The sequence below is a fragment of the Bacillus pumilus genome, from assembly GCF_009937765.1.
Lineage (GTDB): Bacteria > Bacillota > Bacilli > Bacillales > Bacillaceae > Bacillus > Bacillus pumilus_O.
In genome coordinates, this window is the sequence record NZ_CP047089.1 from 469,173 (window position 1) to 482,305 (window position 13,133).

At 39.2% G+C, this 13,133-nt stretch carries 8 protein-coding genes; 5 read left to right on the top strand and 3 right to left on the bottom strand.

Annotation, left to right across the window (positions count from 1 at the left end):
- The first annotated feature begins 6 nt into the window (after positions 1-6).
- The 4 genes from GPS65_RS02300 (at position 7) to manA (ending at position 4,215) form a co-directional block, all read left to right on the top strand.
- Positions 7-1,272 carry an ABC transporter substrate-binding protein gene (locus GPS65_RS02300; protein WP_012011469.1) on the top strand — a complete coding sequence of 422 codons (1,266 nt, stop codon included), beginning with the start codon at positions 7-9 and terminating at the stop codon, positions 1,270-1,272.
- 55 nt (positions 1,273-1,327) lie between these two features.
- Positions 1,328-2,299, top strand: coding sequence for a carbohydrate ABC transporter permease (locus tag GPS65_RS02305; protein WP_161985308.1), 972 nt, complete (start codon positions 1,328-1,330; stop codon positions 2,297-2,299).
- The gene (locus tag GPS65_RS02310; RefSeq protein ID WP_012011467.1) at positions 2,296-3,117 is read left to right on the top strand and encodes a carbohydrate ABC transporter permease; all 822 of its coding nucleotides are present in this window, start codon (positions 2,296-2,298) and stop codon (positions 3,115-3,117) included. The genes GPS65_RS02305 and GPS65_RS02310 overlap by 4 nt, the downstream gene beginning before the upstream one ends.
- A gap of 147 nt (positions 3,118-3,264) precedes the next feature.
- Positions 3,265-4,215 carry a mannose-6-phosphate isomerase, class I gene (gene manA / locus GPS65_RS02315; protein WP_119125468.1) on the top strand — a complete coding sequence of 317 codons (951 nt, stop codon included), beginning with the start codon at positions 3,265-3,267 and terminating at the stop codon, positions 4,213-4,215.
- Between the two features lie 65 nt (positions 4,216-4,280).
- On the opposite strand, the gene GPS65_RS02320 is transcribed toward manA, so the two are convergent.
- Positions 4,281-7,895, bottom strand: a complete 3,615-nt coding sequence (locus GPS65_RS02320) for a CDP-glycerol glycerophosphotransferase family protein (RefSeq protein ID WP_119125467.1) — start codon at positions 7,893-7,895, stop codon at positions 4,281-4,283.
- 320 nt (positions 7,896-8,215) lie between these two features.
- Here GPS65_RS02320 and GPS65_RS02325 point away from each other — a divergent pair, with 320 nt between their 5' ends.
- A complete protein-coding gene (locus GPS65_RS02325) occupies positions 8,216-10,846 on the top strand; it encodes a glucosaminidase domain-containing protein (protein WP_088002352.1) in 2,631 nt (876 codons plus the stop codon).
- A 17-nt stretch (positions 10,847-10,863) separates the two neighbouring features.
- On the opposite strand, the gene GPS65_RS02330 is transcribed toward GPS65_RS02325, so the two are convergent.
- Both GPS65_RS02330 and GPS65_RS02335 read right to left on the bottom strand, forming a co-directional pair.
- On the bottom strand, positions 10,864-12,051 hold the full coding sequence (locus GPS65_RS02330) for a CDP-glycerol glycerophosphotransferase family protein (RefSeq protein WP_161985309.1): 1,188 nt from the start codon (positions 12,049-12,051) through the stop codon (positions 10,864-10,866).
- 11 nt (positions 12,052-12,062) lie between these two features.
- Positions 12,063-12,833, bottom strand: a complete 771-nt coding sequence (locus GPS65_RS02335) for a WecB/TagA/CpsF family glycosyltransferase (RefSeq protein WP_012011462.1) — start codon at positions 12,831-12,833, stop codon at positions 12,063-12,065.
- Positions 12,834-13,133 lie beyond the last annotated feature (300 nt).

The window sequence follows — 13,133 nt, forward strand, 5'->3', positions numbered from 1 at the left end:
TCAATCATGAAGGTTAAATTAGGCTTTACGCTGTTAGCGCTCTGTATGCTTATCATCACTGCCTGTAGTTCAACGACGAACTCAGATGCAAAAAAAGAGGATGGAGCAGAGAAGCTCGACATTTTCTCTTGGTGGACTGGAGCAGGTGAGGAGGATGGACTAAAAGCACTCATTCAACTGTTTGAAGAGAAAAACAAAGATATCCCAATTGAAAATGCAGCCGTCGCAGGCGGTGCTGGTACAAATGCAAAGGCTGTTCTGACTAGCCGGATGCAAGGAAACGACCCGCCAGCTACATTCCAAGTACATGGCGGAGCGGAGCTGAATGAGAGCTGGGTCGCAGCGGGCAAAATGGAGCCGCTCGATGATCTATATGAAAAAGAAGGCTGGAAGGACAAATTTCCGGAATCACTCATCGACCTTGTCAGCAAAGATGGGAAAATCTATTCAGTACCAGTGAATATTCACAGGGGCAATGTGCTTTGGTATAACAAGAAGGTATTTGATGATGCAGGATTAGAGCCGCCAACGACCTTTGATGAGTTTTTCAAAACAGCAGATGCATTAAAGAAAAAAGGCATTACACCGCTTGCACTAGGGGATAAAGAACCTTGGGCAGCAACACATTTGTTTGAGAGTGTACTGCTCGGCGTTTTAGGCGCTGACGACTATCAAAAACTTTGGGCTGGCGACATGAAAATGGATGACGCAAAAGTGAAGGAAGCGGCAGATATTTTTGGACGCATGCTTGAATACGTCAATGATGATCACAGTTCACGTAACTGGCAGGATGCCTCGCAGCTCGTAGCAAAAGGGGAAGCTGCAATGAATGTCATGGGCGACTGGGCGAAGGGGTACTTTGTGAATGATCTGGATCTGAAGGTGAATAAAGACTTTGGATACGTGGCGACTCCTGGTACTGAGGGAAGCTTTATGGTGATCACCGATACATTTGGACTGCCAAAAGGCGTGGAACAGCCAGAAAATGTGAAGAAATTCTTATCTGTCTTGGGATCTGTGGAAGGACAGGATGCATTCAATCCGCTGAAGGGATCGATTCCGGCACGTGTGGATGCTGATGTTTCTAAATATGATGAATACGGAAAATCGGCGATGAAGGCATTTAAAGAATCAAAGCTGGCGCCGTCTCTCGCGCATGGTTCAGCTGCTGAAGAAGGGTTTGTGACAAAAGCGAATCAAGCCGTCAATATCTTCGTCACACAAAAAGACAGCAGCCAGTTTGTTTCATCTTTAAAAGATTCAATGAAATAAAGACGAAGAGGCGGCGACTTAGCACCGCCTCTTTTTTAAAAAGGAGTGTAGCTTCATGCGTATGGATACATCGCCGATCACAAAGACAACAACACCCAAAGTCAAACGCGTCCGGAGAAAATGGAGTGGGGATCAGCTACTAGCGCTTCTCTTTTTAGCCCCGTCAGCTGTGTTATTATTCATCTTTGTTTACGGTTTTATTGGCTGGACAGGGTATGTGTCATTATCAAATTGGACCTCGCTTGTTCCCGATTTCTCTTTCGCAGGTCTTCAAAACTATATGATGCTGTTTCAAGATTTTCGCTTTCAGTCAGATCTTCGGAATACGGTCTTTTTTACTCTATTTTTTATTGGAGCCGTTATTGCCTCTGGTCTCGCACTTGCGATTTTACTAGATCAGAAAATCAAGGGTGAATCTCTATTTCGGAATTTATTTTTCTTTCCAATGGCTCTTTCTTTTGTTGTGACAGGGGTCGTCTGGCAATGGATTTTAAACCCGTCCACTGGAGTGAATCTCTTTTTAAAGACGCTTGGTATTCAGCCTAAGTGGTACACGGATACGAACATTTTAGCCGGATTTGCCTGGGGGAAAATTGAGTTTGGTGTCCCTGGGGCCATGATTGCTGTCGTCATTGCAGCTGTTTGGCAGATGACTGGTTTTTCTCTGGCGATGTATTTGGCAGGTTTGAGAGGCATTCCAGAGGAAGTAAGAGAGGCTGCTAGAATGGATGGCGCAACCGAATGGCAGATTTACCGGAAGATTATTTTTCCTCTACTAAAGCCGATTACTGCAAGTGTCATTATCATTATGGCTCATATTTCATTAAAGATTTTCGATTTGATTTACTCGATGACAGGACCGGGTGCAAACTTTGTTACAGATGTTCCGGGCGTTTACATGTTTGAAATGACCTTTAGAGGAAACCATTATGCAGGTGGTGCCGCCATCGCGATTGTGATGCTGATCTCTGTTGCGGTCTTTATCGTGCCATATCTCCTGTCGAGCCGGAAGGGGGCGTCATCATGACAGCTAGATGGTTTGTCCGTCCAGTCCTTTATGCTTTATTGATTTTGTGCAGCCTTTTTTTCCTCATGCCAGTCTATGTCATGCTCGTCACAAGTTTGAAGCCATTAAGTGAAGTGACCCTTGAAAAAATGTGGGCGCTGCCATCAACACTCGATTTTTCAAGCTATCAAATCGCATTTGAAAAGCTAGCGCCCAATTTAATGAATTCTCTTTATCTAGTCATTCCGGCCACCTTATTATCAGCTGTCTTAGGGGCGATGAATGGCTATGTCCTATCAAAATGGCGTTTCAAAGGATCGGAAGTGGTCTTTACGCTGATGCTGTTTGGAATGTTTATTCCATACCAAAGTATCCTCATTCCACTCATTCAATTTTTACGTGAAGTCGGATTGTACAATTCGATTCCAGGTTTGGTGCTTGTCCATGTCGTATATGGACTTCCAATCACAACGCTCATGTTTCGAAACTTCTATGTGAGCATTCCTGATGAAATGATTGAATCGGCAAAAATGGACGGCGCAGGGTTTATCGGGATTTTCAGACATATGATTCTTCCGCTTTCGATCACAGGGTTTGTTGTGGTCGCGATTTGGCAGTTCACAAATGTGTGGAATGAGTTCTTATTTGCAGTCACGATGACCACTGCGGAGCATCAGCCAGTGATGGTTGCCTTGCAAAATCTATCAGGCAGTCAAATTGTGCAATGGAACGTCCAAATGGCAGGGGCAATATTGGCCGCACTGCCGACACTTTTGGTCTATATTCTGCTCGGAAAATACTTTGTCAAAGGGCTTCTTGCAGGCTCTGTCAAAGGATAAAATCTTTTCGTGTTATCGTTTTCATTTGGTGTACTGAAAGGATTGACTTCTTTTTAGATAGCGTCATAATAAAAGTTGAGACTTGCTAGTTTTCATCAAGGCTTGGCAAGGATTATCAAAGGGTAGCAAAGGGAGGAGTCATCCTGAATGAAGCAGTCACCAATTTTTTTACTGCCTGAATTGAAGGAGAGAATATGGGGAGGTACAGCCTTAAGAGATCAATTTGGCTATGATATTCCTTCTGAACAAACGGGAGAATGCTGGGCAATTTCTGCTCATCCAAACGGACCAAGTGTCGTGCAAGACGGTCCATATAAAGGGAAAACGCTGATCGAACTATGGGACAATCACAGAGAATTGTTCGGGGGAATAGAAGGCGACAGATTCCCGCTGTTAACCAAAATTTTAGATGCAAACCAAGACTTGTCCGTTCAAGTTCATCCAGATGATGATTATGCGGAAAGACATGAAAATGGCGAGCTTGGAAAAACAGAGTGCTGGTATATCATTGACTGCAAAGAAGGAGCAGAAATGATCTATGGGCACAGCGCAAGAACAAGAACTGAGCTTGTGACCATGATGAACAGTGGAGATTGGGAAGGTCTTTTGCGTCGTGTCAAGATTAAGCCTGGTGATTTTTATTATGTGCCGAGTGGTACCATTCATGCGCTGTGCGAAGGAACGCTTGTCCTCGAAACGCAGCAAAGCTCAGATACAACCTATCGAGTATATGATTATGAACGAAAAGATCAGAATGGCCATGAACGTGAACTTCATTTTGCGCAAGCCATTGATGTCACAACGGTCCCTCATGTAGACGGTTATGCAGATGAATCAGTTGAAACACGCCGTGGGCTGACCATTCGAACTTTTGTTGAAGCAGAGTATTTTTCTGTGTATAAATGGGAAATTGATCAAGCAGTAGAGCTTTCGCAAGATTATCCGTTTTTGCTGTGCAGTGTAATTAGCGGGGAAGGGGCTCTAACGCATGATGGGCATACATATCCACTGCCTAAAGGAGCTCATTTTATCCTGCCGGCTGAAACAGGGAGCTTCTCAATTGAAGGAAATTGTGAACTGATTGTATCGCATATATAAACTGAAAAGACTTTCAAGCATAAGTAACAGCTTGAAAGTCTCTTTTTGTGACAAATATAGTAAGTTTAGTTTAGAACTTTATAGAATGTGTCCATTGCTTTTTTATTATATTCTTTATAATCAAATGGAGCATAAGCAGGGTGTGTATGAGAGCTAAAGTTGTTTAGACCTTGTATAAGCCCGTCAATACTATTATCTACTAGAGCCCCGTATTTACCATCTTCTAAAACAGTTCTATTAGCAATGATATCTGTTGCTAAAATATCCATGCCTAGTGTCATCGCCTCTAAAAGAACCATTGGCTGTCCTTCATAATGTGATGATAGAACAAAACAGTCACACATCTTTAGGACGGTAAATGGATTCTCAACCTGACCGACTAAGAACACATGGTTTTGCAATTCAAATTGGTCTACTAACATTTGAAGGTCTTTCTTTAGTGGACCGTCACCGAGAATATATAGTTTGCTATTTGGGTTTGTTTCGACATGTTGTTTAAAAGCAGTAATTAAATTATCTTGCCCTTTCTCTGGAGACAAACGTCCCATATTAACAAAATTATAGTGTTGTTTTGATGGATAAGGAACAAACTCTTTTCCTATCTGGAAACCACGAAACCTAATTATTTCTAATGTTTTTTTATCTACCCAGCCTATTTTTTCGTTATCGAGTTCTATTGTACAGTATGTTGATATAGGTGTTGTGACCTCTTCAGTAACAATAAATTCTTTTTGATTATACTGATAATAATCTTCTATGACCTCATATCTAGTATTTTCATTTGTTTTATTAAAAATTTTATAGTCATTTAAATGAAGTAAAGCAGAATAACTCACTTCTTTACGACTTAAAATGGTTTGATGGTCTAATTGTTTAAATGCTTTTACATTTAACCATCCAATTACATGTCCATCATAAGAAAATTGATAATAGGTAGATGTGTTCGTTTTATGACTCTTGGTTACAGTCACAATTAAATCTTTATATAAATCAGCGCTGCAGACTTCAGTATAACCGAAATTTGGATAAGCTTTAGACCATATTTTGTGATTTTCTGTATGAACAATCTTCATTTGTTTATTTAAATTTCTCTCTAAAAATGTTCTATTATTCAATGAGCGAATAAATTCTTCATGGACATGGTAATTTTCGCTTAGTAATGTGTGTTTTTCTTTTTCTATCAAAGCTTGCTTTTCTTCAGAGAGATTACTAATTAGTTCATATTCCTTCAGTATTTTTAGAGCAGACGAGTCTATCCAGCCTATTAGTTGTTTATTAACATAAAATCTGCTATAGGAGGAGCGTTCAGTCCTGGCTTCTCTATCTATTTCTACCATAATATTCTTATAGGGGTAGCTAGAAGACACTTTTTTAATACCCTTTGTTTTATAGGGTTTTGTCCAAATATCATTGCGTTTAGGAGAAGTAACCACTGCCAATTTATGAACTTTTTCTTCACATAGAATACTATCAGGAAGAAGCTTAAATGCTTCTTTATTTAACCATCCCACAACATGATCTTCATAAGTAAACTTATATAATACTTCGTTTTGATTTGTTACAGCTTTTCTCGTAACCATCACTACTTTGTTTTCAAACTCTTTACTTGAAAAAGTAGAAGGATGATTTTCTACTAATGTCGTAAAAATTTTATCATGTTTGCTACTGATAATTCTTGCTCTGGAGTTAAATGCTTTATTTGAGACGATAAGGCTATTTGAGTCTTTCTCACTAATAGGTGAATCGGTTCCTAAGATTTTATCTGGATTAATTGAGTTCATCACATAATCAAATTTACTTTCATCTGCATAGTGAGATAAATTTTGTTTATTTAAATCCATTGTACCTTTAGAAACACTCACTAACTTATCGAATTTATGATATATAGTGAATAAACCTCTCAGATTGATTCTATGAGGTTTCTTCCCATTAATCGTTCTTTCGCTATCTGAAAGAAGATCATTGTGCATAAAACATATTTTTGTTTTCGCATCGGCAGAAACGAGATATTTAGCCCAATATAAGCTATAACCACTAAAATCAATCACATGATCAAAGGTGGATTTTCCAAAAAGTCGCTTGAATTCTCTAGAATAAGCATCTTTTGGGTAGAGTCTTTTTTCTAATTTCCCCTTAACTCCACGATTATGAATTAATTTATCTTTATAAACTTCTTGCAGAGTATATACAGGTAGACCTGGCTTAAAGATAAACCTGACATTTTTATTGACTTTTGCAATGTTATTTAATACTTCTTTTGAATTCGGTGTACTCATATAACAACTGACGTCATATTTATCATAGTCAATATTTTGAGTTAGGTTAATAAAAGAGGAAGTAATACCATTATTTTTCATTCCCCCTGGGTATATCAATATTTTCTCTTTCTTATTATTATGAGTGTTGATACAGCGAATGTTTTCAGTCACTTTATTGAAGATAGTATTAACGACTCTCTCAGTCACTTTACCATCATCGTGCTTTGTGAATTCATGTTTGAATTGATCATATTGGGTTTTAAATTGTGTACTTATTTCCTTAATTTCACTAATTGATTTTGCTAGATCCCTTATGTTGTATACACGAGGTCCTGGTAGGTCTTCAAGCTTAAAATACATGCCACGTTCTTCTGTGTATTCATCTGCGTCCCACATATAAAATAGGATGGGTTTATTTGTAACTAGAAAATCAAAAAATATACTTGAATAATCGGTGATCAATAAATCAGTTGCACATAACAGCACATTTGTATCAATAAAATCCGGTATTAGCCGACCTTGTAATTCTGTTGAACGACTTGCTTGATGATAAAGAAATGGATGAAGCTTAAGAAGAATATTGTATTCTTTTCCGCATTTTTCTTGTAAGTAATTCAGGTCAGAAGTGATTTGGGTTAAATTGTTTTTAACCTTACCGACATTCGTTCCTTTCCATGTAGGTGCATATACAATGGTTTTTTTCTCTAAAGATAAGCTAACTCCAAATGATTGAAGACTTTTTTTGAAAGCATTGGAATCAGAATTCAACGTTAGATCAATTCTTGGGTATCCTTCTTCTACTATTTTCCCCGGGAAAATGTGTTTTAGCTTATAACTATTTAAAAACATGCTTGTTGTATGTTCATTTGGGCTAATTAGATAATCTGAACTCAAAAAATTTCTCAGTACGTTCTGAGAATGTGCAGGGTTTCCTGGAATATCAAAGCCCATATATTTTAAAGGTGTACCATGCCATGTATTAATATAGACTTGCTCTTCTTTACATATAAAGAATGGTTGGAAAGTAGAGTTATTGATTAAATATTTAGCAGTGGCTAGATATTTTAAATAATCTTTAGAGTTTCTTTTGACAAAAATCACATTTTTGTCATCTTTATATTTATTCAAAATTGGTTTTAATGTTTCAAAGTCTTCAATAGCCCAAATGTGAGTATAGTCTTTAAAATTAGGCTGATGAAGCAAATATTCAAAAATGGCTAATGGACTATCGGTCATGCTTTTTCCATCTCTAGATTCATAAAATACAGTTTTATCAACAACTTCAAGATGTTGATAATAGTATGCATATAGGTTATTCCTTTGGTGTCTCTTATCTTTAATAAAATTTCTTAAAGGGTCTTTTAAAAAATTTATTTTTCTTTTTAAAATCTTTTTGTTCCGTTTTAAGATCTTCTTATTCATTAGTGTGACTCCTTTTAATATTCCTTTTTAAAAAGTCGAGAATCTGTTGTAATATACAGACAAGTGAATTTGAAATTTCGATAAAAAATGCAAATGATGCTATATGATACCACATCTTCAAAGAGAATTTAATATGATACTAAATCTTTAATGGAAATTTAAGATGATGAAATGATATTTAAGTGAAAACATGTTGAAAATATCAATTGAAATACATAGATATTAATATATTGAGTCTTTTGTTGTTAAAATAATTAGGTGATTCTGTCGATAAAGAGATTAGTAGACTATTATGCAAAGTTAAGAGAGGGACAGTGAACGTGAAAAAAACCATCAAGATTATGTTACTCGCAGCTGCCTTTGGTATGACAGTACATACGGGCAAAGAAGCACAAGCAGCCTCCTATGTCGATCAATCCATTTATACGATGAACACCTCAAAAGTATTTACAACAGAATCAGAAGTGAAAAAAGCAGTGGAAACATTGAAGAAGGACAAAAAGTGGACAGCCACTTATCAAACCTCAGGAAACACGTCGACCTATCAGCTCACTGCCTCAGGATATGAATCACAAGCAGCAGCGAGTGCAAGTGCAGCTGCATTAAAAAAAGAGACGGGCATGAGCGGTACAGTGTCGCCAGTAGGTGACCGGCTCCCTTTACAAAAGGTCGTATCTGACCCCGTCAATGATGAAGCTCAGGCGAAAAAGCTCTCACTCGAGCTAACGAAAACATCAGGACTCAATAGCACCTATGAGGCCATCAATCAAAGCAGACCTTCTTATCAGGTCATTTCAGGAACCATTGATTCTGAAACGAAAGTTAAAAACATTCAAACCGAATTACAAAAGCAGGCCGGTGTCACGAGTACATACCAAACTGAAAACAAAGCTGGCACTGTGTATCAGCTGATTTCAGGTGGTATCGTTGGACAAAGTAAGGCGAATACGATCCTGCAAGGCTTTCAAAAAGAGTCTGGTTTAAAAGCAGTGCTTCAAACGGTGACAGCAGGCAAGCCGTATTACATCGTCACATCAGCTGCACAAGTGAACCAGTCAAAAGCACAGACACTTCTTACCCAGCTTCAAAGAGAAGCAAAGATCAACGGGAAGATTCAAAAGACAGGCGCTTTAAAAAATGTGTATCGCTTGGAATCAGGCTATTTCAAAGACAGCAAACAAGCATCCTCCGCAGCGGCCCAGATTAAGAAACAAACCGGCGCTACAGGGACTGTGCAGCGAGTGGGAAAAACAAAAAATTATATCGTGAAGCTCAATCAACTGAACGATACAGCATACGGAAAAACGGTGGCCTTTTTCAAGAAAAAGAAATGGCGCTACACATCGCAAAAGATCTCTTCTACACAGCCATATCAAGTAGTGACTGGAAACCTATTAGGAGATGATCAAGCGAAAAAAGCAGCAGCTTTCTTCCAAAAGAAAAAGGTATCAGCGACAACGAAAAAAACAGGTAAAGCATCTGACAGCACGTATCGACTTGTCGTCAATCAATCAGCGGAGCAAGCCAAAATCAATAAAGGTGCCGCATATTTAAAAACGCAGAAGGTGACAAGCAGCATTACAACTGGTAAGGGCCAAGCTGTCAGCAAAACGTATAGTCTTAAGACGACACCTGTATATGAGCAAAGTAAAGTCAAGCAGGCTCAAGAGATCATCAAAAAAAATGGCGTTGCCAGCAGTACAAAAACGTTGGCAGAAGTGGTTAAACAATACCGAATCACAACAGAGCCGACAGTGAATCAGACAAAACTCAATCAAGCGCTAAGCTATTTAACGAAACAAAAAATGAAAGCAGCTGCTCAAAAAACAGGGACAGCTGATTATGCTCAATATCAGATTAAAACAGGTACCATCTCAACAGCTACATTGCGCGACCAAGGCTTGGCATTTTTCAAAAAACGGAATGAACCAGCTGTCTATCAGACAACAACGAAACCAACCTACAAAATCAACATTACGCAGCAATTCACAGGATTACCAACTGTAAATGCGGCGATTGCTTTTGTGAAAAGTCAATATGGCTGGACAGCTACAGCCGTAAAAATCAAAAATGGCCCAATGGTCATGCAAACGAACTACAACCTCACTGTCAACGAGATGGTGAACAAGCAAATGAAGGTGTCCCCACAGACCGATGGTGCAGCCTATGTATATGCACCATATGTCGACGCGGCGACGTCAACTGTGAATACGGACGGCTTAAATGTTCGTTCGACACCTGATTCGAGCTCTGCTAGCAACATCGTGGCGCAGCTGAATAAAGGAGCAAAAGTGAAACAGCTTGGGAAAGAAGGAAACTGGATCAAGATCAGCCTTGGCTGGAGAAATGCAAGTGCAGCAGAGGTGCAAAAATATGTAGACCCAGCTAACATTGCAGAAGGCACTCAATCTTACTTCCAATTTCTAAAACTCTCTGAAGCTGCGAATCTCAATCCGGCAGAAGTCAATTCAAAGATTCTAGCAGGCAAAGGGATTCTAGCAGGTAAAGGACAAGCCTTTATTACGGCAGCGAAAACGTATCATATCAACGAAATTTATCTCATTTCTCATGCGTTGCTTGAAACAGGTAACGGAGGTTCCATTTTAGCGAATGGGACGATGTTTAATGGAAAGAAAGTATATAACATGTATGGCATTGGCGCATACGACAGCAATCCAAATTACCTCGGTGCAAAATATGCGTATGAACAGCAATGGTTCACGCCAGAGGCAGCGATTATTGGCGGGGCAAAATTCATTGGCAACAGCTATATCAATCACGCCACATACAAACAAGATACGATTTATAAAATGCGCTGGTCTAGTGCAGCGACTCATCAATATGCAACAGATATTGGCTGGGCATATAAACAAGTCACTCGTATGTATAGCTTGTATAACTTACTTGATAACTATACGCTCTATTACGATATCCCAGTCTATAACAAATAAAAAAACGTCCGTGCTTCCTATTGAGAAGCCGGACGTTTTTTGTGTAAGAGCTGCTGTTCAATAAAGGATAAGAGCTGTTCACTGGACCTTCCCTCTGAATATTGATTCCATTCCTCGGCAAAGGTTTTGATTTGTCTTTGGTGATCTGATTCTTTTAGATGAAGGAGCTCTTTCAAGAGCATGTTTTGAGTGACACAAGCCTTCCCGGGAATGATGTCCTCATACCGATCGACTAAACCGCGCTTCTCTCGATAAGTGTCTAAGTCATAGGTGAAGAATAAAACGGGCTTTTCAAGCAGCGCATATTCAAATACGATCGACGAGTAATCTGTGATCAGGACATCGCACACACGAAGCAATGGATAAAGCGGCTGATCAGATACATCAAATATCCATTCATCGTCTGTTTCCGCCTTCGCTAAATGCTTGACCGCAGGATGTAACTTGACGAGCAGAATATAATCGCCGTTTAGCTCTGTTTGCAATTGCTCCTTTGAAAAAGGCAGGATAAGACCGTCCATTGCAAAGTCTCGATAGGTCGGCGCATAAAGCAGGATCTTTTTCCCTTTAGGAAAATCATTCCGCTTCAATGAATGTCGGCGCTGATCATAGTACAAATCCGTCATTGGTACACCAGTTGGTAAAAAACGTTCATCATTTACCCCAAACGAAGACTTAAAAATCTCGCGCATATGATTTGAGCCTGTAACAATATAATCGAAAGACGCATAGACTCGTTTGAATCGTTTGATGTCACGAGGACTTCGTTCTGAATTTGATGCATCTTCAAGACCAAATTTTTTCAACGCCCCATTGGCATGCCATACTTGAATACAAGTGGTAGAAGGACGTTTTCTGAGTACACTTGTCATGAGAAAGTAATTATCTGTCACGACAACCTTGCTTTTAAACATTGTATAAATACATTGAATGAGATGGAGAGGATTTTTTTCATGAAAATAGCGAAATGACAAATGAGACGTGTCCTTTTCTATCGCAGAAGCATGCTTCGTGTAGAGGACAGTGAGCTTCATCTTCATGTTCGCCTGTTGTTGATAAGTATCAATAAGAGCAGCTGCATTCTCTTGAAATGAAACAAGCAGCGTCACCTGGTTTTCCCGTGGTTTCACGCCGCTCATTAGCCATCCAATGAAAGAAACGAAAGCTGCATAGCCTGAAATGATCATTGAGCGTATAGTTCTCATTGGTCAGTCTCTCACAGCTGCTTCGTCTGATCCTTTACTTGCTCAGGATAGTAACGTTTTTTCCCTTTGTTTTCTTTCAATACGGCAAAAGCGTATTTGGGAATATTCAGCATTCGTTTCCATCTCCATGGATTCACAACAAGTCTGTACAGCCATTCTGTATTTGTTTTAATCATCCAGCGTGGTGCACGCTTCACCGTTCCGCTAAATACATCAAAGCTTCCGCCTAAACCGATGCAAACAGCCTGCGGGAATAAATGACGGTATTCATAAATAAAGTTCTCCTGATTTGGATAACCTAAAGCAACGAATACCATATCGGCTTTCGAGCGGGCGATTTGTTTTGCTACGAAACGTTTATCGGCTTGATAGCCGTCACAGCTGCCTGCAATGACCACATTTGGATATTCCGTATCAATTCGCTGTTTAACAGCCTCAAGCACTTCTTTTTTTGCCCCATATAAAAAGATACTTTTAGACTGCTTGTTTGCTAGATCAAGCATAGACATGAAGACATCAAAGCCAGCAATTCTTGACTTCAGCGGACTTTGTGTCAAACGTGACATCAAGACAACGCCTACACCATCCGGCAGAACATAATCCGCAGAAGAGACAACTTGATGATACGCATCATCCTTCATAACAGCATAGCCAATCTCTGGATTGACTGTCGCAATCATGGCGCCTCTTCTTTGAGAAATATGATGGTGATTCATATAACTAATAAATTCATCTAGGTCGCCGTTTACATAAGAAAGGTTAGAGACCACTTCTGTTTGCATTGTTTAGACCTCCTTTTTTATCTTGGTATCTATGAACGTTCATTGTAAATTCATTCTTCGTCTACTCATCATTTTATCACAGATGCTCCATGAAATATTAACAATAACTTTACAAACCTTTAAATTTCATGACATTTTCATCAATTCATAATGAGGCTGCTGCGAGAAACATTGATTCTTCGGACTTTCGCTTCTGCACCCAATAAATTGGAAATAGTTTGTCTTTACATTTTCTTAACCTTTCATAGGCATTGTGATATAATGAGGTTCCGAAGAGCGAAAAAATGATCGATGATTATA